Source organism: Paenibacillus dendritiformis (assembly GCF_021654795.1).
Lineage (GTDB): Bacteria > Bacillota > Bacilli > Paenibacillales > Paenibacillaceae > Paenibacillus_B.
Genome location: NZ_AP025344.1, coordinates 1,625,132 through 1,648,771, shown reverse-complemented (window position 1 = coordinate 1,648,771; position 23,640 = coordinate 1,625,132). Strand labels below are relative to the sequence as shown.

Genomic DNA, 23,640 nt, shown 5'->3' with positions numbered 1-23,640 from the left:
CATTTATGCCCTACCGTTTCACTAAATCTACATTTTTATAGTAGTATTTCAAGATTGCTTCGTAGTCATACCCTTGATCGGCCAGACCCTTCGCGCCCCATTGCGACATGCCGACGCCATGGCCGTTGCCGCGTCCAACGAAGAGGAAGGAAGGTTCCTTCGACAGCGCCGAATCGGCCGACAAAGGCGTTCCGTTGCCGGCGCCGGAGCCTTGGACTGCCGAGCCGGCCAGCTTCGTGTCCTTCACCTTGCCGTCCGCGCCAATCACAGCGGCGGTTCCGGCCGGCACGATATCGAACAGCGTGCTCGGCAAGCCGCCGAACGCGCTGCGGAAGTTATCCGGATAGCTGACCCCGACCGGAACCCCGTTGGCTTCGATCTTGGTTACGCGCCCGGAAGGTCCGCGTTCGGTAATCTTCAAGTTCGTTACCGGTCCGTTCAGCTCCGTCTTGGTCCGCTCCTTGAGCCAGGCGGTAATCTGGGCCGAAGTATAAGGCCCCCGGATCCAATTCATCTCGGTTGATTCCGGCACCGTATCGATGACCGTCATCTCGGTCCCTTTATTCACCTTCGCCACGGGTGCAACGTTCGATTGAATCGCGGGGATTGGTCTTACGTTCGTTCCGTCCTCAATCGCGGTCACCTGTTCGAATCCGGCTTCATTGTTGCGGTTCACCGGACGAACGACATCTTCCCGCACATAGCCGTTCTTGCCGTCCGGCAGGATCACCTGGAACCATGATTTTTTGCCTTCCAGCACCCCTTCGTCCGGGCTGTCCACCACTTGAAAATAGCCATAGTCTCCGCCCCAAATCTCGCTCGGATCGGCAGTCTTCCCTCCGGCATTCGAGTGGAAGATGGCTTCGATCAGCTTCCCGTCCTGCATGAGCACTTCTCCCGCCGTCGCCTCGACGGCTTTGCGGATATTGTCATGCTCTTTCTCTACGCCGAAATACGCCTGGCTTAACGTCGTATCCACCACGTTGGCAATCTCGAACTTGTCATTCTGGTAGAGCGCGAACGTCCGGGCGGCGACCGCCTGAGCCTTCAGCGCTTCCAGCGGCCATTCGGCATATACCTCGCCGCCTACGACAGATACCAGATAATCCTCCAACGGAACTTCATTGACGAGCGCCAGCTTATCCTTGTGCACACTGACCTCCATATCGCCCCGGTAGGCCCGGCCGTAGCGCTCCGTGACCTGGATCGTGCTTGGCGCGCTCGTCGACACCATCCATTTGGCATCGCCATTTACGCGAAAATGCGCCATTGTCGTCTTGTCTTCGCCGGCTTCCTTCGTATGTATAAGGGCGCCGCCCGCCTGCACAGTTTCGGCAGTCAAGGAAGTGCGGGCTATTTTCTGCTTCGTGTCGCCCAGATCGGCTGCCGAGGCCGCTTGCCCGGCCCATACCGCTGTCCGGTTCTTCCCGTTGTCCGGCAGCGTCACGAGATAGGCATCGATATCGGCATCCAACAGCGTCTTCAGCGCCGATGCCGCCTCCTTCTCCGACGGATAGGTTCCTGCCTGCAAATAATTCGGACCGGCTAATCTGGGCTTGTAATCCTGCACCAGTTCCATCAGGGCTTGATCGCCTTTGATGCGGTCAAGCGCCTGTCCGGCCGCCTTCTCGGTCGGGTAGCTCCCCGCATAGACCGAATAGAATGCGGCGCCGCGGCGGCTGAATTCAATCATAACGGCGGTGTTGCTCGCCTCCGCCTGCTTCAGCACGGCCAGAGCAGCCGCCTTGTTCTTCGATTCATACAGCTTGACTTTGTAATCATCCGCACTGAAGCGGATCGCCCCATCTGCCTTCAATGCTGCAGACGTTCCGGCTTCACGGGCTCCAATCTGAAGCCCGACGGTTGAATTCAGGGTCACCTGAGGCGTCTGGCCTGGTGACCGGCTGCCCAAATCGGCAAATAATGCGACACGAATCGGTTCGGATACGATCTGCTCCGGTGATTGGGCTCCCGCCTTGGCTGCTGGTCCGTTATCTGCAAAGGCTACAACCGGCGCCGCGGGGAAGCCCCCTGGAGGCAGCATCGCGCCTCCCCCGAGCAGCAGCGTACCTGCTACGGCGCCGGTGACGGTTCTTCGAATCACATTCCGGTAGGTGGTGGTCATACTCTTCTGTTCCCCTTCCTGCTCGTCGAGTCTAGTAGATGTCGTTCCTATGATCCGTTGGTTCCATTGCATAATATCGATCGCACCTGAATTTATTTCTCTGGAATGGGCAATCCTAGATGGTGGTAAGCCTGATGCGTAACCATGCGCCCTCGGGGCGTCCGCTGCAAAAATCCGATCTGCAGGAGATAAGGTTCATATACATCTTCGATCGTCTGGCTCTCCTCCCCGATCGTGGCGGCAATCGTATCCAGACCGACCGGGCCGCCGCGAAAGTGCGAGATCATCGAATGAAGCATCTTGTGATCGATCGCGTCAAGGCCGAGCGCGTCGACCTGGATCAAGCGCAGCGCTTCTCCCGCCAATGCCGGGGTGATGATTCCGTCGCCTCGCACTTGAGCGAAGTCGCGCACCCGCTTCAACAGCCGGTTCGCAATCCGCGGAGTCCCTCGGGAGCGAACCGCGATCTCGTCGCTGGCCTCGCCTGTAATCTGGACGTCCAATATATCGGCGGCGCGGGTCACGATGAAGCTAAGCTCATCCTTGCTGTAATACTCCAGCCGGCTGACGACGCCGAAGCGATCGCGAAGCGGCGCCGAGAGCAGGCCTGCCCGCGTCGTCGCTCCGATCAGAGTGAAGCGGGGCAGATCAAGGCGCACGGATCGCGCGCTTGGGCCTTTGCCGATAATGATGTCGAGCGCGAAATCCTCCATCGCCGGATACAATACTTCCTCCACCGTCCGGTGAAGCCGGTGGATCTCATCGATGAACAGCACATCGCCTTCCTGCAGATTGGTCAGCAAAGCCGCCAAGTCTCCCGGCCGCTCGATGGCCGGACCCGAGGTCGTGCGGATGTTGACACCCATCTCGTTGGCGATAATGTTGGACAGCGTCGTCTTGCCCAATCCGGGGGGACCGTACAGCAGCACGTGATCGAGCGCTTCCTTGCGCATTTTGGCCGCTTCGATGAATATTTTCAGATTGTCCTTCACCTGGTTCTGCCCTATGTATTCCGACAAATAGCGCGGACGCAGGCTCAGCTCGACCGCCTGATCCTCCATCATATAATTGGCTGAAATGATGCGTTCTTCCATCTGTACCGCCTCTCTTTACCCTGTGAACAGCAATTGCAGCGCCTTCTTCATGAGCGAGTCGACCGACTCGTCCGCATGGACCCGATTCTGCAGATCGTTCCAGACCCGATCGAGCTCCACATCCTTGTACCCAAGCGCCTTCAGCGCTTCGCGGGCTTCGTCCCACGCGCCGTCTTCCCGCTCCTCCTCGATCGTCTGCATCTCTGCGAACAGAGATCCCGGCTCCACATCCCAGCCCATGCCGTCAAGCTTGTCCTTCAGATCAAGCACGATGCGCTGAGCCGTCTTCTTCCCGATTCCGGGCAGCTTCGTCAGGAACGAATAGTTCTCCTGCTGGATCGCCGCCACGACCGAATCCGGCTTCCCCGCGCTCAAAATGCCGAGCGCCACCTTCGGCCCGACGCCGCTGACCTCGATTAGGCGGCGGAACAGCTTCTGCTCCTGCCGCGACGCGAATCCGAACAGCAGAATCGCGTCTTCCCGCACATGATGATGCGTATATACCGTAACGGCCGCTTCCGATTTCGCAAACGCGTACGGGTTCGGCGTATAGATGCGATATCCGATCCCTTGAACATCCAATACGACATAATCGGCTTCCCAATGGACCACCGGTCCGCGAACAAAATCAATCATGGACGCAATACTCCGTTCAATTTGTCATGTAATCCGCTGGAATGGGCGTGGCATAGCGCCACGGCCAAGGCGTCCGCCACGTCGTCCGGCTTCGGTATCGCCTTCAGCTTCAGCAGCAGCCGCACCATCTCCTGCACCTGTCTCTTCTCGGCGTTGCCGTAACCGACAACCGCCTGCTTCACCTGCATCGGGGTGTACTCCCCGATCGGAATGCCCCGCTTCGCGGCCGCGAGAATGACGACGCCGCGGGCTTGTCCTACGCTGAAGGCATTCGTCACGTTGCGGTTGAAGAACAACTTCTCGATCGCCATCGCGTCCGGCTTATAGCGGTCCAGCAATTCCTCCGCCGCTTCGAACACTTGCAGCAGCCGGATCTCCGGCGCGGTCGCCGAATCCGTCTGAATACAGCCATATTGCACGGGAATGACCTTGTTGCCGATTTTATCCACAAATCCGAAGCCGACAATGGCAATGCCCGGGTCAATTCCTAATATTCGCAAAAAAAATCTCTCCCTAACGATTCCGTGTATGTCTAGCGAACATATGTGTTCACTCCATTATAACACAGATCGTAAGGAAGAGAATGAGTCTTTCCGCCGCAATTGGCAGGCCTGAACGGGGGTGGATGGACGCATCCGAAGCCGTCCGGACGCCGCGCTTGACGTCAAGATCGGTTTTCGGCCCGGCGAAAGGCCGTTTTGAGCATCGGCGGGGTAACGAGCGTCGTCACAATGATGACGATGACGAGAGGCGTGAACAGGGCCGGGTCGAACAGCGCCCCCTCCAGGCCTGCGGTGGCGATGATGAGGGCGACCTCGCCGCGGGATACCATCCCCGATCCGATGCCGAACGCGCTCCGGCGGCCGAAACCGGTCATGCGTGCCCCCAGCATGCAGCCGAAGAGCTTGGTGACAATCGCGATAACCGAGATTAGCAGCATAAATCCAATATGCTGGCCCAGTCCGGCGAAGGTGACCTCCAATCCGACGCTGACGAAGAAGACCGGCACGAATATTCCGTAAGCGATCGGCTCCAGCCGGTGCTCCACCTCCTGCTTGAAGTCGGTCTGCGAGATGGCGATGCCGGCGGCGAACGCGCCGATAATCCCGGCCACGCCCAATTGCTCCGCGGCATAAGAGAAGGCGAAGCAGATGATGAGCGCCGCGCTGATCACCGCTTCGCTTACCTTCAATGGAGCGAGCCAGCGCATCAGGAGGGGAACGGCAAAGATGCCCGCGGCAATCGCCCCGGCGAAGAAAATGACCTTCTTGCCGACGATCCATCCTAGGGAAGCCTGCTCCGTCCCCGCTCCGAGAAGACTCAGCATGAAGGCCAGCAGGATGACGACGAGAACATCATCGACGACGGCGGCTCCGAGAATCGTCGTTCCTTCCCTGGAGCTGAGCTGTCCGAGATCCTTGAGCGTCTGAACCGAGATGCTGACGGAAGTGGCGCACAGCAGCAGCCCGATGAACAGCGAGTGTCCTTGATCCATACCGAGAGCAATCCCTCCGAGATACCCGCCGACGAAGGGCAAAATAATGCCGCCGAGCGCGACGGCCACCGACGCTTTCCAATTCTGCTTCAATTGATCCAGATCGGTCTCCAGACCGGCGATAAACATAAGCAGGATGACGCCGACCTCGGCCATGTCGCGAACGATGTCCCCGTTGGTCACCCAGCCCAGGACCGCTGGACCGACTATGATGCCGATGATCAGCTTCCCCAGCACGGAGGGCTGGCCCAGCCTGACCGTCAAATCTCCGGCCAGCTTGGTCGCCGTCAGCACAATGAGGAGCATCAGCACGATATCCATACGCATCCTCCTTCCTTGGAATCGGATGATTCTTATCATTCCACCGCAGCGGACAAAAAATAAGGACGCCCAAAAGGATGTCCTTAGTCGTATGTGATCCGGCTGTCACTTGGCTTCCTCCGCCGGCTTCATCACTTTCTGCGAGGCTTCCACCGCATAATCGCTGAAGGTGGACAGCACGCTGTGGTATTCATCGGTATCCGTAATCAGAATCCCGTCATACAGCTGCTGAAGCACATTGGGCGGGAGGGCGCTCTCCATCGATTCGACATCGATTTGGAAGAAGGTCCGAATTACTTTTTTCTGCCCGGGCGGGCCTTCGTACAGCGTCAGATTCCCGTCCTCGTCGAGACTGATGCGGGCATCCTTGCAGCGATCGGATATTTCCTCGATCTGTTCCTCCATAATGACCCGGCCCGCATCATCCATCGTGGCGCCCCAATCCGGATGATTCAGCATCAATTGAATGATAGCAGCCGAAGAATGCTTGCCCATCGTCTCTTCCCGCTGGCCGCAAATGAACTGTTGGCGATGAATGACTTCGCGCTTCCGGTCGTCCTGCTGGAGCAGCTGATTAAGCACCAGCCGGGAAGATTCATGCAGCTTCGCGAACTCATCGTCCTGCATGGCCGCGAACGTCTCCATCGAGACGGGCGTCTCCCGCTCGTAAATGAGCTGACGGATCTCCATCGACATGCGGATTCCTATGGTCAGGGCACCAAAAAATAAAACAATAGCGACGAGCCACCAGATCGGGCCTTTCATGCGGCGAATATCTTGTTTCCATTGCTTCATCCGAACAGAGAACCGGGAATGGGAACGATGTTCTCGAGTCATGACAATCCCCTCTTACTTTTTTATCCATAGTGTGGCCCAATAGAGGGGGTTGTTATACCAACAGACGCGTTCTCCGAAGGCCTCAGCGGCCATCCGGGAGAATGCTGTTCCGGGTCTCCAGCAAAATGACGGCCAAGACCGCGCAAGCGGCGCTGAGGACGATCGCAACGGCGATGGCGCCGGAGATCGGTTCGGTCCGGGCGTCCGGCATCAGCAGCGCGGCCGCATTGGCGGACAGGGCCGAAGGCAAGTAACGGGCGCCCGGGATGCGCCAGCTCTGAGCGAGCGACAAGAGCAGCACGAGTCCAAGGGTCAGGGCCGCAGACGCCGCTCCGCTGCGCAGCCAACTGCTCATCAGCAGCGTGACGTTGGCGGCGAAGAGCATCCACAGACCATAACAGGCTCCCGCCGCCACGCCCTCTGCTGCCGGGACGTTCCCGAATAACATCTCCGTATAATACCAGCCTGCCCCGTACCCGAACAGGAAGGAGACAAGGGTCAGCGCTGCAGCCGCCAGGCATTTCGATGCGACAAATGCCCCGTAAGATACCGGTCGGACCAAGACGGCACCCGCGGTACCGGTATGGATCTCGCCCGAGACGGTTGACATTAGCGACAATACGAGAACGAGCAGGCCGACGGTTCCGAACTGGTTTAATATCTGTGCCATGATTGCGCCCGGCTGCAGTTCCGGGAAGGCCATGTCCAATCCTGGCGGCAGGCTTCCCGACCATGACAGAATATCGGGCAGGTACTTCATCACAAGAGGCTGGCTGATACCCAGCATCAGAAATACGAGCGGAACCCAGAGCAATTTGTAGCTGCGGACCATTTCCAGCCCTTCTTTGCGCGCTAGCACATGCCATCGGTTCATGAGATCATCGCCTCCATGAACATATTTTCCAGACTCGTTACGCCGCATTCCAACCGGAGAAGCGGAATATCCATGTCCGCCGCCTCCGTCAGTATCGTGCGGCGCGCCTCGTCTATGCTGCGCACCGTGAATTCCGCCCGCCCCCGGGCAATACGGCTGTGCTCCACTACCGGCTTCCCTGCCCAGCGCCGCAGCCAATCGATCGCGGCAGGATCCGGCTCGACCTCGACGGTTAGCCGGGGACGTTCCGCTCCGCTTCGCAATTGCTCCCATTGCCCTTGCATGACGATGCGGCCTCGGTTCATCATGATCAGATCGTCGCATAATTCCTCGGCATCGGACAAGATGTGAGTGGAGAAAAGCACAGTAGTCTCACCCGCTATCTCCTGAAGCAGCGTCATCACCTCTCTCCGGCCAATCGGATCCAGCGCCGATACCGGCTCGTCCAGAATGACCAGCTTCGAGCCGCCGATCATCGCCTGAGCAATGCCGAGCCGCTGCTTCATCCCTCCCGAGTAGCCGCCGATTCGGCGTCTGCCCGCATCGCCAAGCCCGACCTTGTCCAGCCATTGCGAGGCCGCCGACCGCGCTTGCTTGCGGGGCATGCCGCACAGCTCGGCCTGATAGACGAGCCACTCGCTTCCGCTCATCCAGCCGTAGAAGGCGGGCTTCTGGGACAGAAAGCCTACCCATTGGCGCAAATCTCCCGCCGCTGCCGTCCCGTCTTCTTGCAGCAGCCGTACTTCGCCGGATGTCGGCCGGATTAACCCGGCGAGCATATGGAGCGTCGTCGTCTTTCCGGCTCCGTTCGGCCCGAGCAGAGCCGTGCAGCAATGCTTGCGTATGCTGACCGTCACGTCCTGGACAGCCATATGCTCCCCGTATCGCTTCGTCAACTGATGAAGTTGTATCGCATTCATGCCGCATCTTTCCTTCCCATCATGAGATAAGCGATCGTCCCCGGGATATTCAACAGGACGATAATGATCGCCCACAGCCATTTCGGGCCGTTCGCCCGCTCCGATCGGACCAGGGAGACCAAGGCTACGCACATCAATACGAGCTGGACCGCGAGCAACGGCACAATTAGCGGCCATGGTATGTTTTCCGGCATGCTGGCTTCTCCTCCCCAAGTGTCATCTGTCCGGATGATTCCAATCGCGGTTCTTCCGCCAAGGCTTCACGACGAACAATAAGTAGCACAATAGGGGCGTCGGCGTGCCTGTAAAGCCCCATATTCCCCAGAACCACGGATATTTTCCGCGCTTGCGGGCATCCAGGAACAGCCATGTGCCTTGCATAAGGAGGATGACTGCAATGAGGACCCATAGCCACCACGGAACTTCGTCGACTGTGTAATGCGGTTTCATTCGCGTTCACCCTCCTCCCCAGCGCGAATAGGCGACTTCACGAGACAGAACAAGACGCCGCCCAACAGAGCCGCTGCCTGGAAGCCCGCAAATGCGCGCCAATCTGTCATGGCCAGCGACAAGCCCCCGCCGACGAGAATGCAGGCCGCTCCCCAGAGCAGAAGCAATTCCTTCCACAGACGGCTGCGGTTGCGCAGGAAGCGGCTGTGCAGCATGCGCTGCAGCTGTTCCACATCCGGAATCTCCGCATTCCGCTCGCTGGCCTGATCCAGGCTGGCCCAAGCTTGGTGCAGCCTGCGCAGCGATTCGGGGTCGGCCTCCCATTCCGCGGGCGCCGTGTGCGGCTTGTTCGGCCCCGCCTCGGCAGTCACCGAGATATCCAGCTTCTTCTTATTGCGCTTGTTCATCCTTACTCCACTCCTTCCGCAGCTTCTCCAATCCGTAATGAATTCGGGATTTGACGGTGCCTTCATTTACATTGAGCATGACCGCGATCTCGGGAATCGAGTAGCCGTAATAATGCTTGAGCACAATCGGGGCACGCTGTTCAGCCGACAATGCTCCCAGTTGTTCAAGCAGACAAGACCATTCGACATCGCTCGACTCCATATAATAGCGAAGCTGGCGCGCGGCCTCCTTCTCCTCCGCTTCCTGCCAACGCTGTTCGACCTTTCTCCTTCGCAGCATATCGATATACAGCCGCGAGCCGATCATGATGAGCCACGACGAAAACTTCATTTTCCCGTTATAGGTGTGTATTTTCTCAAGACAGCGCACCATCGTGTCCTGCACGACATCTTCAGCCACGCTCGGGTTCATCGTCAGCTTCAGCATATATTTGTGTAAAAAGGAATAGTGCCTGTGCAGTAAATTGGCCAACGCATCGGTATCGCCGCGAATGGCCCGCCGAATCCATTCCTGCTCCTGATCCACGTGTCCCCCGCCTCCTTTTCTCCTGCAGCAGGTAAAGTACTTATATTACGTTTCAGTCTGTCCGATCGTTCGATCGGAAATCACGAATCGATCATAATATCATCCGTTGCATGCAAAAAACTCTTAAGAACCAGTGTAAACCGTTTCCTAAGAGTCTGCCCTTTTGTATCGTACCCGTACGTTACTTAAGCCAATCCAAAATGGCCTTAATCGCCAACCCGTGATTGCCGATTTGACAATGCTCGGCTCCCCCTTCTTCCTCGGTGAACATTCTGCCCGTTACCGTGTTGGCGTTGGTAAGCCGGTTCATCAATAAATGATAATGAGTACTGGGAATATAATGATCGCGCTCTCCGGCGAGCAGCAGCACATCGCATTTGATCTTCGAAGTGATGCCGCGCAGCGTATGCCGCTTCAAGTCCATGTAAAAATGATACGGACTGTCTGTGCCGGTAATATATTGCCCATGCGAGATCGCCCAGTCCAAAATAAGCTGCTTTTTCATGGCCTGCCGCAGCACGAAGTTAATCAGGCTCTTGGCTCTCATCCGGAACATCAGCTTGATGACCGTCTGCATCGCTGCGGGAAACGGGTTGATAATACAGTCAAACCCGTCATAAAGGACATCATAGGCAACCGTTTTCGCTATTCTCCGCTCAAAAGCCGCCGCGCGCAGCGCCAAATAGCCGCCCCACGACACGCCAATCAGGCACACATCCTCCAGCTTGAAATAATCAAAGAGGGCGCTCACCGGCTTTTCCCAATGCGGTTCGAAGGCGAGACCCTTTTTTAGCGACTCTCCTTGTCCCGGCCCCTCGAAAAGATAAATCGTATAACCGCTCTTCGCCAGGTCCTGAATCGCCAAATAGAATTCTTCGATAAAGGAATCGTATCCCCCGAAAACAACCATATTCCCCAGCGGATTTTCCGTTTCAAAAATAAACGTTTTCATCGAGGAATGTTCGTAAGGCACGTATTCCACCCGCAAGCGTTCATCCCGATCCATTACGCTGCGGAAGTTATGAAGCGATTTCTCGTACATTTTCTGTTTTTCAGGCCCTTTTTTGAGAAAAAACTCGGCTAGGCGGTAATAATAGGCGGCATGGAGCTTCCTGTTGTCGGCCTCCGCCTGTTCTCCCAGACGGAGCCAGGCCCGGTACCAAGAGTCCAAATCAACGATTTGCGGAACGGCGCCCTTAATCTCGTCGAAGCTGCAGGCTTCATCGCCATACGTTAAAATTCGATTGATTTGAAAATCAAACTGTTTTATCGGATGCAGGGGAATATACGGCATTACCTGCTCCTCCCTTCGCTGATGCCTAACGCCGCAGAAGTCAGCCGTTCGATTTCCGCTTGACGAGTCTGATGGGAGTCCTCATTTCTCCCCATGTGGAATACCCCCGATAGCCCATGAAGCAGAAATTGCGCCGTGACGGCAGGATGCAACACATGGAATATCCCCTCATCGCATCCTCGCCGAATGAACGATTCCAGCTCCGGGGAGAGTTTGTGCAGCATAGCCTCCACAATCCTGCGATGCTGCGGGCCTGTGACCGCATTCTCACGGATGACCTGCGCCGTTTGATCCATTGAGGTGACAAATTCGTCCACAAGCCGTTGAAGCCGCTCTAGCCCCGTCAATTCTTCGCATTGGAGCAGGGCTTGATATTGCTGTATTTGCCCCATGACATAGCTTTCCACAGCCTCATCCAGGAAAACCTCTTTCGACTTGAAATAGTAGTAGAAAAGCCCTGTCGCAACTCCGGCTTCCCTTACAATATCTTGCACAGATACGCCCGCAACTCCATTGCGCAAAAACAATTCAATCCCAATATCCAAAAGTTGTTGACGCCGTTCTTCCGGCGGTTTTTTCGTCCTTGACATAAAAAAATCCTCCCAACTGAATTTAGTTCAGTTAGGGGGATTATAGCATACTGAACATTGTTCAGTCAAAAGATTCCCATTTATTTATACGTAAAACGTATTGAAATCTTCCAAATTCCCCAAGTGGAGATCTGCCTCGATCACTGCCGCCTTCCCTTTTTCCAGAACGGTTTCGAAAGTACCGCCATCCTCGCTTGTTAATGCTTCATGATTGATGTAAAAGGTATTTTGATATCGCGCTCCAGGGGGGCCGAATAAGGTAAGGTCCCATGAAGGGTGCCCTGGTCGTTGATCTGGTGTTTGTCGTCTGCCAATGAGCCATCGAATTGCAATAGGCTGTATCCTTGATCGTCAGCTTCGTCAATCGATTCCGCACCGGCGTCAACCAGCAGTTCCTGCGTCAGCGGGGCAGCAGAGAGGCGCACATTGCTTATGTACTCATTGCGAGGAATCGCGGAACGATCCAGAGTATCTGCGTCTCTGGCAAAAGCGACGGAGCCAACCGCCTCTCAGGATCGCATGATACCCGCCATAGGAGCTCGTCGCAGCCAAGTCCGGGATGAATGCCGGGCTGTAGACACTGGCTATGCTAACCGGCGGGGTATCTCCTTGCTTCCCCGTAACCGGGGTAAACAGAAACGCAAGCGGTGTCTCTTGATCATCCTTCTCCGGATCGATAATGTGCATATATTGATAGGGGGCTTCCGGCGCATTCAAACGATAAGGCTGCGGAAATCCGTCCACGAAGAGAAGAAAGCCGACATTTTTCGCTTCCCCGGAGGCGCTCACGGAATAATCGATTTTTAGTTCGCCCCCATCGTAACGCAGAGGAATCATTTCCCCGTTATTATCGTATTTCAGATTGGTGAATTGATGAGCGAGACTGCCCATGACGACCGTCGTATTCTTATTTTCTTCAAGCTGATGAGGCTGTATCTTGGAGGTATTAGAAGGCAGGCCGGTCCAATAGCCGCCCAAAGAACGATCTCCCCGTCTGCTCTCGAGTTTCTTTTGTGCGATAAGCGTCTTTCCGTTTAAAATTGCATTGTCAGGATTACTAGTCACCGAGGTTTCATAATAGCGCCCTTCTAACGTGCCTTTCAGTTGCCCATATCCCGTCAACTTCGCTGATTTGGTGTCTGCAAACGCCGCCGTTGCCACTGACACGCAAGCCATAATTGCTACCATGCCGACAATCGTTTTTTTACCGATTTCATTTCCATTCATCTCCCTTTCTTTTTTTGAAAATTTCCCCGCTAGAACTTGATGTGCCCCTTCCCAAAAAACGTTCTGTTCTGCCGAAAATACACCTCCTCTCCGCAAGATAAGAGATGCAGTTTCGTGATGATCGCCTTTCTACATGGTTAGACGGCTCATCCTTCCAAAATATGACCTAATATTTCGTTATTTTCATATTTTAGTAGTTTTGCTCACATTATCGACACTATTCAAATATGGATTTATATACGATATAAGTATATATTAGTATATATAGGGAATTAAATTGGATAATACTTGTATCCAACGATGTGGGGGGGGGGGCATTATGGAACAGTGGTTATCTTTTTTGCGCGATGGTTTCCAACAATTAGATCGTCAATCTCAAAAACTGACTTATCAATCCTACCGAAAATTCATCTATCACGATATTTACTTCTTGCTCCGAAATCATGATCTGACGGAGGACGTCATTCAGGAATCATTCCTCAAAGTGATTGCCTCATCACCTAAATCACAAAATCCCGTAAAGATAAAGGCCTGGCTCAAACAAATTTCGAGGAACACCGCCTTTGCGTACTTGAGAAAAAACAAAAAATGTTATTCACTATCCAACCTGGAGGGCATGGATGAGGAGGTGCTTTTCGCTTCGGCGGCCGAGACGGCCGTAGCCGATCAGGTGGAGGAGCAAATACGCGATGAAATGCTTCATGAAGCGCTTGACCAGCTCAATGCGCGCTACCGCAATGTGTTGTTTCGCTATTATGTGGAAGATAAGTCGCACCGGGAGCTGGCTCGGGAATTAGGAATCAGCGAGCAAGCTTCTGCGCAATTATTGGTTAGAGCGCGCAAAAAATTGCGTTACTATTTTTGCAAAAAATGGGTTGATAACGAGGAAGGATGATGGTTCTCCCCTCCTGCTTCCCTTCGTATGCAGCTATCAATTTCATGTTTTCAGAATAATACAATTTGGATGGGTTGAACACGTCCAAATTTGTCATTCTTCGAGGTCCATAATTCCTTGCCGCCGATTCCCCCGGCCCCTTTTTTCATAAGAAAAAAAGCCTTTTAAGCTCCAGCTCCTTGCTGAATCTCAAAAGACTTTGGCGGCACCTTTGCATGGCAGATGGCTATAAGTTGCTCATTTCCAGTTGAAAGGCTTCCTTCATTTCCCTGGTCGCATCCTGAATCGGCGTCTTGCCGACGAAGCGGCCTCGGGTCAACACCCGGGCCTTGCCGGTCTCATCGCAGGTGATCAAGGTCAATAATGGTTCCGGTCCCTGATCCTCAATGACTTCCACCGCCGTGGCCTCGATTGTTTTCTGTTCCTCTATTTTGTATTCATAGATGTACTCCATATCGGTCAAATAAGCGGCGGCGCCGGTTTTGACTCGCAGGAGCGGGCTGAACAGCAGATCTTTGCGGTTCATGTGATGGCCCGCCAACGCATAATTGCCTTCCCCCATAACCTGGTCACGCTTCATCGTCCCCGCGGTGAGCGCCAACGTATACGGAGCAACGCCTTCTCCTATCGGCAAATTCATGTCAATGCTCGGAATGCTGATGCCGCCAATCACATGAATATCATCTTTGTTCAAATTCGCCATCAGGATCGTCTCGAAATCAAGCTCCGCGACCTCTTCAAAATTAAAAACGGGCTCTTGCTTCCGAATATGGCTGTCGTCCCGCTTCACCGGGTCAGCCGCAGCCACCTTGTCAAGTCCCAATGAGCTCGTCCCTCTGGAGATGAACCAGCTCTGGATAGGCTCGTGCAGCAGGATGAACAGACCGGCCAGCAACACGGCGGCACAGACGGCATTATAGATTATTCTGGAAGCGGTTCTCTTCTTTGCGGCCATTGCGATCCTCCCGTTCGTTTCTTTCCGGTTTTATTATAGACGACTTCATCAAGCAGCGACACCGGAAAACTAGACAAATTCTGAACACGGATATACTAAACAATAAATATTTATCGATAAACAATAAATTTTTATTGACCAAGAGAAAACCGCCGATTATGATAGTACCTATCGAGCCGCCATGGCGGCTCATTCAAGGAACCGTTGCGGAGGGGGCGAAGCGTCCCGGGAGGCGGATTCCAATGCAGGAGGAACTTGTATGGCTTTCAAGCTGAAATCATTTGTCGAGTTCGGGTGGCAGCAGGCGCTGTCCTGCCTGTTCCCGGCCATTATTTTCGGGGCGCTGGCGCTGACGCGGGCGATCGAGATCCCGTACATTCCCGCTTATGACTTTATGCTTCTGGTCTGTATCGCGGTTCAAACCATCATGCTCCGTTCCGGTCTGGAAACGATCGATGAGCTAAAGGTCATTTGCGTGTTCCATCTGATCGGGCTTGCGCTTGAAATTTTCAAGGTACACATGGGATCATGGGCCTACCCCCTCGACGGATGGACCAAGGTGTTCGGCGTGCCGCTCTACAGCGGATTTATGTATGCAAGTGTAGCCAGTTACTTATGTCAGGCGTGGCGCCGCCTGCAGGTGAAGCTGCACCGGTATCCGAAAGCGTGGTGCACGGTCCCGCTCGGCGCGACGATTTACCTTAATTTTATGACCCACCATTTCATATCCGATCTGCGCTGGGTGTTGACCCTTCTGCTGTTCGCCGTCTTCTTTCGGTCGTATGTCGAGTATACGGTGCTGGGCGTGACGCGGCGCATGCCGCTCGTGCTCTCGTTTGCGTTGATCGGTTTCTTTATTTGGGTAGCGGAAAATATCGGAACCTTCCTGGGCGCTTGGCGCTATCCGCATCAAGCCAATGGTTGGCATCTCGTTCAGTGGGGAAAATTCAGCTCGTGGTTCTTGCTGGTCATCGTGTCGTTCATGATCGTCGCCCAGTTGAAGCATGTGAAGGAAGGGCGCTCCCAGAGCAAGGAACGTACGCTTCCTATGCACTAATATGAAGGTTACCAAGATACATCCAAAACATATTGATAAACGATAAATGCAGTGATATGCTAATGCCATTCATTTTTATGCGAGGTGCTGTATGCTGCGAAGTAAAACTGCCTTCCTCAAGCTGGCGATCGCCATGATTGGGCTTGCGGCTTTGATTCTGTCTCTGTTCTGGCTGCCCGGATTCGTGACAAGCCATGCGGCGAAGAACCCCGATTATGTCCCTTTGAAATATCCGGCGCTCATCGTTGTATATACGACGGCAATACCGTTTTACATTGCTCTCTATCAATCCCTGAAGCTGCTCAGCTATATCGAACGGAACCATGCTTTTTCCGAAAGCGCGGCAGCATCGTTGAAGCATATCAAGCAGTGCGCCGTCGTGATCGCGATCTTCTATGTGTTAAGCGGGGTATTCCTTGGGATGCAGGGCGTCCTGTTTACTTCCATCGCCGTGATAGGGGGAGTCATCATTTTTGCCGCTTCCACGGTAGCGATTTTTGCGGCAGTGCTTCAAGAGCTGCTGACCCGCGCACTTGAAATCAAATCCGAAAACGATTTGACAGTCTGAGGTGTTCCAATGGCGATCATCATCAATCTCGATGTTATGTTGGCAAGACGAAAAATGAGCGTCACCGAGCTGTCGGAGAAGGTCGGAATTACGATGGCGAACCTGTCCATCCTGAAAAATGGCAAAGCAAAGGCGGTCCGCTTTTCCACCTTGGAGAAAATATGCGAAGTGCTGGACTGCCAGCCAGGCGATATATTGGAATATGTGAAAGAGGATCCGTCCGGAACGTGAACCCGCCCCGCGCTTCATCCAAGCCGGGGCGTTTTTCATTCTTTCTTAGCGGCCCGCCAGTTCCATAAAATTCTCTGCGGCCAGCCTGATCGCAGGACGCTTCCCGTATTCAGGGAAGTATCGAAAAAAAGAACATGATTGTTTTTGACTCATTTCAATGATTTCCACACGGCGGAAGACTCTTTTTCCTGGACTGCGGCCTTTGCAATGTCAACATCATGCTGGAAAATGATATAATCGGGGTTCATTTCCGACAGAGCCTCCAGTGACAGTACGGCACTGTCTTCGGGATATCCGTTCGGCGCCAACAGCCCAAAGCCAGCCGATGCATCATCGTACATCGTGTTTTTTCGTTCCCTGAGCGGTAAAATTGGCTTTGCCGTCAACTCGCAACAAGGCCAAATTCTTATTTTTCAGATCGCTCAGCCGCTCTTTGGTTTTCTCGATTAATTCTTTTGTTTCCTTGATGAGCCTGGCATTCATGATCGCAGTTTTCTTCTTCCCTCTTGTCCAGGCGATAAAAAACGGAATAAGACTCCAACTCGGATTGACCTGCAACTTGCGATTCCATTTGCATGCCTGGAGCCGCGTGCAACACGGATCCTGCCTGCAATTCGTAGGCCGTGCCATTCACGCTTATTCTGGCTGCTCCACGAATGATAAAAAGAAATCCGTACTATCATAGGAATCATTAGCAAAGACCTCGGCTAACTTGTCCACATCCATCATCATGTTTGGAGACAGCTCCCATAATCTTTTTCGATTCAAATGGTAACGTTGAAGTTATCGACAGGTGCTTAAAGAGTATATACCCTAGAAGCTGCCTTACTATCTTCAGCATGGTAACAAACAAGAAGCTGTAAACCAACTAGATACTTGCCAAAGAGGCAGCTCACATTCAGGAAACAGGAGGCGAGTTCTTTTTTAAGTAAAAAATGGGCATCTCTGCTTAACTTAAGCATAACCAGTACAGTCAATAGCAGTATCGGTTGGTGGCGAGCAAATATAACAGGAAATTCCGTTATTACGATTGATGCAGGCAGCTATGCTAACCATACGTTCCAAATTAAAACAAGCACGAACGAAGCGAATTCCAAAAGTGCCTATTTTCAATGGTATACCCATAATTAAGATGTTATGGGAGCCTGTCTGCAACCCGAAGAAAGCACTGCCTCAGGGCCAATGTCATTAAGATAAGGCGCGAAACCATAATCAAGCAAAAGAGCAGGTTATCGAAAAGATAGCCCGCTCTGAATTCCTGGAATCCCAAGGTTATAACCTTCTGCTGCATTTTGAACGCAGCCTATGACCTCTGCAACAGACTTTACGTGGATGCCCTTGTTCAGCCACGAAGGTTATTTATTGAGGGAAGGGCGCTGGCGACCATGGTCGACCGTTCCCCGATCAAGGGAAAAACCATTGTGATTGCCGATCGAGGTGATGAAAGTTACAACAATTTCGCGATCTTGAACGCACAGGGTCGAACTATGTCATCTGGGTAAAGGATTTGAATCCTTTGATTTTTTGGATTTGCATGAGAACTCGTTTTACCCGATATTCAGGGAGCTCTCTGTCTTTTTCCGATCAGCACGTTAATGTCGCATGTATTGAGTTATGCTGCCCAATTGTTTAACGAGGGTGCCCGATGTATTCCGCGGCAACCACATGATGTATTAATGAAACTAACGTTTCCTGTTAGAGCAAAAAATTAAAATATTGTCGGTACCATTCCCCCATCTATGCGGATCGGTGATCCTTTGAAGGCGGAGGCCATCGGGCTGCAAATGAAAGCAGTCAATCGGCCGATCTCCACAGGTCTGATAAACCGTTGGATTTCGGATTGAGGCAGGTTCTTCGTCATAAAGTCTTTCTCTTTAGCCTCGAAGGTCATCTCTTCGTTCGAATAAATGCTTTCGATGATCTGCCGCACGTTCTCGGAGAGGGTCGGTCCCGGCAGGATCGTGTTCACTGTAACTTCGGCGCCGCGGGTCAACTTGGACAAGCTCTTGGACAATGACAACAGCATGGATTTGGTCACGCCGTATTGAGGCATCTGTCCGGAAGGCATGACGGCTTCCTCACTCGCGATGAAGATAATACGGCCGTATTCGCGACTCAACATGGAAGGCAGATAAAACTTGGTTAAGTCGTTGGCGGCGAGAAAGTTCGTGCGGAAGTACTTCTCCCATACGGCATCGTCTACGTCGTCATAGGACATGATTTCATAGATGCCCATGCTATTGACGAGGATATCGACGTGGGGGAAATTCGCAAATAAAGCTTCTCTTTGTCGCGAATCGACGAGATCGGCCGTTGCATTTCGAGGTTCCGTTTCCGGGAACGCCGCCTGGATCTCACCTACCGTGCGCTCTACCTCATCGTTGTTCCGACCATTTATGAGAACATGAACGCCTTCCCTGGCAAGTTCAAGAGCAATCGCTTTTCCTATGCCTTTAGTTGATCCCGTTACTAGAGCCGTCTTATTCTTCAATCCCATATCCATCTGCCTGCACTCCTTATGTCTAGGATAGGGATCATGATACATCGTTTCGCCTACTCGGTAACTAGCACGGAACGCCAATTCTCTTGCGCGACGCGCCAATTGGCGGGAGTCTCCCCTTTCCATGAGCGGAACGCGCGATAAAACGAATTATGGTCCTCGTAGCCGACGAGAAAAGCGACCTCTTTGATCCCCAGCGCAGGGTCTGCCAAGTAAGCGACGGCCATCTCCCGCCTAGTTTTCGCCAGCAACTTCTTAAAGCTTGCGCCTTCTTCCGTCAGCCTGCGCTGCAAGGTGCGCTCGCTCATCCCCAACTCAGAGGCTACGGTGTGAATGTCGATTCGCCCTCGAGTTAGGCATCGGGTCAAGATCGACTGCACCTTAGCGCTCACGGTGAGCTGGCTCTGTCGTTCTTCCAGCGTACGATCCAAGGCGGGAGCCAGAATCTCGAGAAGTTCTTCGTTGTACGACGTGAAGGGGCGGTCCAGATCGTCGCGATTCAGCATTAGCCGATTGCGTCCCGTCCCCATCCGAACGCGGCAACCGAAATAACTTTCAAGGGTTTGAACGTCTCCCATGGGGTGTATGAATTCGACGGAATGTGCCTTCAGATGACGGCCGGTTCCCCGGCGCCCTAACTCCAGCAGGTAGGCGAGCGTAATGCCGACAAGCACCTGCGGTCCGGGTAGCTCGGCATGCTGCCACTCCAATTCAATAGAGCATTGCTCGCCTTCTTCCTGAATCCTCAAGTTTTCCGGAGGGCACATTTGCTTATAGCGCGCCATTCGGTTCAGCGCGTCCCGGTAGTCGCGAGCGTGAAAGGTCGCCACAGCAGCCGGCGGATACTGAGCTGTCTCGTACGCTGTCGCAAGCTTAACAATTCCCGTAGCGATATCCCCGACTAGTTCGGAATAGGCTTGCCAGATCGAATAATATTGTGCGGTCGTGACTAACGGTTCGGTGATGACGGTTAGCGGTAGACGTGCTTGGCGCGCTACATCAATGGGTTCTACCCCTATCCCCCTCAGGCTAGTCCAGAAACCTGGCGCGATCTTGATACGGTCTGCGGAAGGAGTATTCATGGCTGTCGACCTCCAATGACAAAGTCCAATTGCATTAATCCACGGAGCCCGCGGACCATTGATTCTTGATTATAACCTAACCGGGCGGGGTGACCCACCCGGTTAATTAATTTGCGATGGCCTCATGATATATTTTCTGCGCTATCGTTCTCCGTTTAGAGCGCAATGATCTAGGTATTCTAAATGATACGGCGCATTGAAAACCGAAATGAAGAAGTCGCTTGGTAATGCATCATCTTCCGAAATCCAGAAGATGATGCATTTTAGTCGTTTGCAGTCAGGTTCAACTCCAATTCATTTAATGGATGCCTTTTTAGACTTCATCCCAGGAAACTCTCCGGCACCTTGGCTGCCGGCACTCATTCGCATCTTCAAGAACGACACCACCACGATCGCAATAGCGACTCCAACCATCCCGACCCATGTAATCGATGACAGGGATACCCGGTCGACCATGACGCCTCCGATTCCTGCACCCGCAGCCATGGACAATTGCATCATGGATTGGTTCAGGCTCAGCATGATTCCAGAATAATTCGGTTCAATCCGAACCAGATTGAATTGTTGCGTTGGACCGGAGGACCAAGCCGCAAACGACCACAAGATCAGGAGGATGACAATCGGCTGCCACGAGTGCGTAAGGGTAACGGTTATAGAGAGGAGAAGCAGCGCTGTAGCGTGCAAGAGCATTCCCCCGGACAAGGTCGGGAATACCCCCCATTTATCTGTGCTGAATCCGCCGAATTTGGATCCGACCAGGCTAGCGATGCCGAACGCCAACAGCACTCCGCTTAGCATTCCTTCTTTCAATCCGGCAACATCAAGTAGATATGGTGAAATGTAGGTATAGGCGATCGAGTATCCGCCGAGCCAGAAAAAGGTAATCGCAAGCCCTAGCGCTACGTTTCCGTTTTTCAAGAAGGCAAGCTGCTTGGACAACGGAATCGGTTTATCCCCTTGAACTCGAGGGATGATGGCATACAGAACGAACATAGCCACCAGACCGGCCAGTGCCAATATACCAAAAACGGATTTCCATCCGAATTGTGCTGCAACGATACGTCCAAGAGGCACGCCGATAATCAAGGAAGCCGTAAAGCCCATCACCACGGTAGCAATCGCGCTGGCTTGTTTGTTTGGGGCGGCGATTTTCGCGGCGATGTCCAAAGCGGTTACCACGACCATTCCCGCGCCTAGAGCCATGACGACGCGAGCTGCGAGAAACGATGAATAGCCAGGCAAAACGTAAGACAGAATATTCCCAATTACGAAGATACCCAGCGCCCAAATCAGCAGTTTTTGTCTTTCCACCTTAGCAGTCAACGCCATGAGGATCGGGGTGCTAATGGCGTACACGAAGGAAAAAATCGTGACCAACTGCCCCGCAAAAGTAACGGAAATACCCATTGTATCCGATATCTTATCCAAGATGCCGGAAATAACGTACTCGGATGTACCCACCAAAAAAGTAACCAAAGCCAAAAAATAGACTCTCCACGTGTTAGACAATACGTTCACTTCCCCTTTTTTGTTGTTTTAATAGTTCCCGATGTGAGGATCCTTTAATAAATTCACATATCACGATATGTCGATTTATTAGGCCAAAAAAAACTGAATACGTTTGAGGTATTCAGTTCAGATTAGAGTTTCTGATTTAAGAAAGCAGCTAATTCGCTTATTTTCTCTTCGTTTCGCTTGTAGTACGTATATTTGCCGATCCGCTCGGTTCGAATCAGTCCGGCCCGTTGTAGAATGGACAAATACTGCGAAGCCGTCGACTGTGTCATGTTCAATTTATCCGTCACTTGACTGACACACACCCCGATTTCCCTCATATCCACTCCTTCATGGGGCACAAAATGTTTTTCGGGCTCCTTAAGCCACTGTAAAATCTGTAACCTCGACTCGTTAGATAACGCCTTGAACACTTCAATTGGATCCATGCCTCTTATTATATCTACATTTTTCGATATGTCAATAACATGTTGTTCTTGATATTAACTGGACTTCCTCCAAACATCTCGTAAGCATAATGTTTCTATGCGGTAATAATATACCTGCTTAGTACCTGTGCTCCTTCTACCCCTCGCTAATTTTATTCCTCGACGGCGATGCCGGCAGCTCTTAAATGCCCGTAGGCAACGATTCTACTAAACTGAGATGAAACTTCATCTGCGGAAGGGGTTTATCGGATCGGCGTTCTTCTTGATGCAATCTTCCTTGCTGAATTGGATCGGATTCCGGCTATGCCGCTTCTCGTACTGCTAATGTTCTTCTCCGTGCCGCTTCTGAACATGGCCCCGGAGTTCTTGACACAGACGACGCGAGATTGGATCTATTCGTGGACGCCACTACGGTTCGCGGCAGGAGGGCTGCGGGAAGTGATGCACTTCGGCGGACTGGACGCGGCCGGCTCGAACGCCTTCGTTTTGTGGGGCGTCGCCGTGGGATTTTTGGTCCTGTTGCTCGCTTCCAGATTTAAGGCGCCGGGCGAGCGACTGATGAGACCCCAACTTCTGTTACAGGCGATTAAAATAAAGTAAGAACAATCAACGTTGCGTTGTCGGTATTTGGTTTGGACAGTGTGGTTCGATAGGTTTGTTGGACGAAATCATGCGCACGAGATTAGCCGGTCGTTTCCTTGAGAGGGAGTGGCCGGGATTCGACTCTTTAGGTTGAAATTCGCTCAGCGTACAAAATTTCCGAAATGCTGACGGTACCCCACTTATCCAGTTTATTGATGGACTGCGATTTATTGCTTGAGAACGAGCGACAAACACCATCTACGGCAACCAGAACAGTGGTAGGTCTGCCAGGCGACGATCCCACAGATAGGATAATGATACTTACGGTTTGAACGCTTCACAGCATTGACCGTCGCGCCATCAGCATGAGGCGTGCTCATCGCCATGACCCGCAAGAGGTATGATGATACTTCTGACTGGCCAGCATCACTCCATTGGGGGCAGCCCGCTCGGATGAGGGGGGAGCTTTGATCAAAAAGCTAGGTATGGGCTAACCATCCGCAGCTTGGAACGCATTCTTTTAAAAATAAAAAAAGTTCATTAGAAAATGCTCTCTAATGAACCTTCGACTTTTAAGTGGTGCCGGTGAGAGGACTCGAACCTCCACGGTTTCCCTCACGATTTTGAGTCGCGCGCGTCTGCCATTCCGCCACACCGGCTTATGAAGTTAATAATGTGGCGCGCCCTGAGAGATTCGAACTCCCGACCTTTTGATTCGTAGTCAAACGCTCTATCCGGCTGAGCTAAGGGCGCATATTCTGGAGCGGACAACGGGATTCGAACCCGCGACCCTCGCCTTGGCAAGGCGATACTCTACCACTGAGCTATGTCCGCGCATCGGCTGTGCAGCCTGTCCATTGTCATTCCATCGCCGGCCGCGAGAGCATGCTTCAAGAAGGACATTTATTAATATAACAGACCGCATATCGAAAATCAATTCTTTTTTGCTGAAAATCGATGTTTTTTTCTTAACTCTCCTATCTTCAATATCCGGGCAGCAATGGAAAAAACCGCCTTGCCTTCAGGTTATC

The 23,640-nt window shown here is 52.9% G+C and carries 27 protein-coding genes and 3 tRNA genes; 5 read left to right on the top strand and 25 right to left on the bottom strand.

Features of this window, described 5'->3' with window-relative positions; genetic code table 11:
* Positions 1-10 precede the first annotated feature (10 nt).
* The 15 genes from L6439_RS07255 to L6439_RS07185 form a co-directional block, all read right to left on the bottom strand.
* Complete coding sequence (locus L6439_RS07255) at positions 11-2,197, bottom strand: SpoIID/LytB domain-containing protein (RefSeq protein ID WP_237096777.1); 2,187 nt, start codon at positions 2,195-2,197, stop codon at positions 11-13.
* 20 nt (positions 2,198-2,217) lie between these two features.
* Entirely contained in the window at positions 2,218-3,219 is a 1,002-nt protein-coding gene (ruvB, locus tag L6439_RS07250; RefSeq protein WP_168178716.1) for a Holliday junction branch migration DNA helicase RuvB, read from the bottom strand.
* Positions 3,220-3,234: 15 nt separating this feature from the next.
* Positions 3,235-3,855 (bottom strand): Holliday junction branch migration protein RuvA, encoded by a 621-nt coding sequence (ruvA, locus tag L6439_RS07245; protein WP_213471320.1) that lies wholly within the window; start codon positions 3,853-3,855, stop codon positions 3,235-3,237.
* A complete protein-coding gene (ruvC, locus tag L6439_RS07240; RefSeq protein ID WP_006679765.1) occupies positions 3,852-4,355 on the bottom strand; it encodes a crossover junction endodeoxyribonuclease RuvC in 504 nt (167 codons plus the stop codon). Before ruvC ends, ruvA begins: the two co-directional genes overlap by 4 nt.
* 164 nt (positions 4,356-4,519) lie before the next feature.
* Entirely contained in the window at positions 4,520-5,671 is a 1,152-nt protein-coding gene (locus tag L6439_RS07235) for a cation:proton antiporter (RefSeq protein WP_168178718.1), read from the bottom strand.
* Between the two features lie 105 nt (positions 5,672-5,776).
* Positions 5,777-6,508 (bottom strand): BofC C-terminal domain-containing protein, encoded by a 732-nt coding sequence (locus L6439_RS07230; RefSeq protein ID WP_168178719.1) that lies wholly within the window; start codon positions 6,506-6,508, stop codon positions 5,777-5,779.
* Between the two features lie 82 nt (positions 6,509-6,590).
* Positions 6,591-7,382, bottom strand: a complete 792-nt coding sequence (locus L6439_RS07225) for an ABC transporter permease (protein WP_213471319.1) — start codon at positions 7,380-7,382, stop codon at positions 6,591-6,593.
* On the bottom strand, positions 7,379-8,302 hold the full coding sequence (locus tag L6439_RS07220) for an ABC transporter ATP-binding protein (protein ID WP_213471318.1): 924 nt from the start codon (positions 8,300-8,302) through the stop codon (positions 7,379-7,381). Before L6439_RS07220 ends, L6439_RS07225 begins: the two co-directional genes overlap by 4 nt.
* Complete coding sequence (locus L6439_RS07215) at positions 8,299-8,496, bottom strand: PLD nuclease N-terminal domain-containing protein (RefSeq protein WP_168178722.1); 198 nt, start codon at positions 8,494-8,496, stop codon at positions 8,299-8,301. Before L6439_RS07215 ends, L6439_RS07220 begins: the two co-directional genes overlap by 4 nt.
* 22 nt (positions 8,497-8,518) lie before the next feature.
* Positions 8,519-8,752 (bottom strand): sigmaY antisigma factor component, encoded by a 234-nt coding sequence (locus L6439_RS07210; protein WP_213471317.1) that lies wholly within the window; start codon positions 8,750-8,752, stop codon positions 8,519-8,521.
* Positions 8,749-9,159 carry a YxlC family protein gene (locus L6439_RS07205; RefSeq protein ID WP_213471316.1) on the bottom strand — a complete coding sequence of 137 codons (411 nt, stop codon included), beginning with the start codon at positions 9,157-9,159 and terminating at the stop codon, positions 8,749-8,751. The genes L6439_RS07210 and L6439_RS07205 overlap by 4 nt, the downstream gene beginning before the upstream one ends.
* Positions 9,143-9,685, bottom strand: a complete 543-nt coding sequence (gene sigY / locus L6439_RS07200) for an RNA polymerase sigma factor SigY (protein ID WP_213471315.1) — start codon at positions 9,683-9,685, stop codon at positions 9,143-9,145. Before sigY ends, L6439_RS07205 begins: the two co-directional genes overlap by 17 nt.
* A gap of 181 nt (positions 9,686-9,866) precedes the next feature.
* A complete protein-coding gene (locus L6439_RS07195; protein ID WP_213471314.1) occupies positions 9,867-10,979 on the bottom strand; it encodes an alpha/beta fold hydrolase in 1,113 nt (370 codons plus the stop codon).
* Positions 10,979-11,569, bottom strand: coding sequence for a TetR/AcrR family transcriptional regulator (locus L6439_RS07190; RefSeq protein ID WP_168178727.1), 591 nt, complete (start codon positions 11,567-11,569; stop codon positions 10,979-10,981). Before L6439_RS07190 ends, L6439_RS07195 begins: the two co-directional genes overlap by 1 nt.
* A gap of 438 nt (positions 11,570-12,007) precedes the next feature.
* Positions 12,008-12,796: a hypothetical protein gene (locus L6439_RS07185; RefSeq protein WP_213471313.1), complete on the bottom strand. Its 789-nt coding sequence runs from the start codon at positions 12,794-12,796 to the stop codon at positions 12,008-12,010.
* A gap of 319 nt (positions 12,797-13,115) precedes the next feature.
* Here L6439_RS07185 and L6439_RS07180 point away from each other — a divergent pair, with 319 nt between their 5' ends.
* Positions 13,116-13,691 (top strand): RNA polymerase sigma factor, encoded by a 576-nt coding sequence (locus L6439_RS07180; RefSeq protein WP_168178729.1) that lies wholly within the window; start codon positions 13,116-13,118, stop codon positions 13,689-13,691.
* 226 nt (positions 13,692-13,917) lie between these two features.
* On the opposite strand, the gene L6439_RS07175 is transcribed toward L6439_RS07180, so the two are convergent.
* Positions 13,918-14,646 (bottom strand): class A sortase, encoded by a 729-nt coding sequence (locus L6439_RS07175; RefSeq protein ID WP_213471312.1) that lies wholly within the window; start codon positions 14,644-14,646, stop codon positions 13,918-13,920.
* 259 nt (positions 14,647-14,905) lie between these two features.
* Between L6439_RS07175 and L6439_RS07170 the strand changes: the two genes are divergently transcribed.
* The 3 genes from L6439_RS07170 to L6439_RS07160 all read left to right on the top strand — a co-directional run bounded on the left by L6439_RS07170 (position 14,906) and on the right by L6439_RS07160 (position 16,502).
* Complete coding sequence (locus L6439_RS07170) at positions 14,906-15,703, top strand: DUF817 domain-containing protein (RefSeq protein ID WP_213471311.1); 798 nt, start codon at positions 14,906-14,908, stop codon at positions 15,701-15,703.
* 91 nt (positions 15,704-15,794) lie between these two features.
* Positions 15,795-16,271 (top strand): DUF2975 domain-containing protein, encoded by a 477-nt coding sequence (locus L6439_RS07165; protein ID WP_213471310.1) that lies wholly within the window; start codon positions 15,795-15,797, stop codon positions 16,269-16,271.
* A gap of 9 nt (positions 16,272-16,280) precedes the next feature.
* Positions 16,281-16,502, top strand: a complete 222-nt coding sequence (locus tag L6439_RS07160) for a helix-turn-helix domain-containing protein (RefSeq protein WP_168178735.1) — start codon at positions 16,281-16,283, stop codon at positions 16,500-16,502.
* Positions 16,503-16,651: 149 nt separating this feature from the next.
* On the opposite strand, the gene L6439_RS07155 is transcribed toward L6439_RS07160, so the two are convergent.
* From L6439_RS07155 to L6439_RS07130, 6 genes are all read right to left on the bottom strand, one after another.
* Positions 16,652-16,843, bottom strand: coding sequence for a TroA family protein (locus tag L6439_RS07155; RefSeq protein ID WP_237096776.1), 192 nt, complete (start codon positions 16,841-16,843; stop codon positions 16,652-16,654).
* Positions 16,833-17,060 carry a hypothetical protein gene (locus L6439_RS07150; RefSeq protein WP_237096775.1) on the bottom strand — a complete coding sequence of 76 codons (228 nt, stop codon included), beginning with the start codon at positions 17,058-17,060 and terminating at the stop codon, positions 16,833-16,835. Before L6439_RS07150 ends, L6439_RS07155 begins: the two co-directional genes overlap by 11 nt.
* A gap of 1,150 nt (positions 17,061-18,210) precedes the next feature.
* Positions 18,211-19,005: an SDR family NAD(P)-dependent oxidoreductase gene (locus L6439_RS07145; protein ID WP_213471309.1), complete on the bottom strand. Its 795-nt coding sequence runs from the start codon at positions 19,003-19,005 to the stop codon at positions 18,211-18,213.
* 50 nt (positions 19,006-19,055) lie between these two features.
* Positions 19,056-20,084 (bottom strand): helix-turn-helix transcriptional regulator, encoded by a 1,029-nt coding sequence (locus tag L6439_RS07140; protein ID WP_213471308.1) that lies wholly within the window; start codon positions 20,082-20,084, stop codon positions 19,056-19,058.
* A 294-nt stretch (positions 20,085-20,378) separates the two neighbouring features.
* The gene (locus tag L6439_RS07135; RefSeq protein ID WP_168178738.1) at positions 20,379-21,593 is read right to left on the bottom strand and encodes an MFS transporter; all 1,215 of its coding nucleotides are present in this window, start codon (positions 21,591-21,593) and stop codon (positions 20,379-20,381) included.
* Between the two features lie 131 nt (positions 21,594-21,724).
* Positions 21,725-22,027: an ArsR/SmtB family transcription factor gene (locus L6439_RS07130; RefSeq protein ID WP_111156608.1), complete on the bottom strand. Its 303-nt coding sequence runs from the start codon at positions 22,025-22,027 to the stop codon at positions 21,725-21,727.
* 303 nt (positions 22,028-22,330) lie between these two features.
* Between L6439_RS07130 and L6439_RS07125 the strand changes: the two genes are divergently transcribed.
* Positions 22,331-22,627, top strand: coding sequence for a hypothetical protein (locus L6439_RS07125; RefSeq protein ID WP_237096774.1), 297 nt, complete (start codon positions 22,331-22,333; stop codon positions 22,625-22,627).
* 559 nt (positions 22,628-23,186) lie between these two features.
* On the opposite strand, the gene L6439_RS07120 is transcribed toward L6439_RS07125, so the two are convergent.
* From L6439_RS07120 to L6439_RS07110, 3 genes are all read right to left on the bottom strand, one after another.
* Positions 23,187-23,268 (bottom strand) — tRNA-Leu (locus L6439_RS07120).
* 17 nt (positions 23,269-23,285) lie between these two features.
* Positions 23,286-23,362, bottom strand: a tRNA-Arg gene (locus L6439_RS07115).
* Positions 23,363-23,368: 6 nt separating this feature from the next.
* Positions 23,369-23,443: transfer RNA gene (locus L6439_RS07110), tRNA-Gly, on the bottom strand.
* Positions 23,444-23,640: the final 197 nt, after the last annotated feature.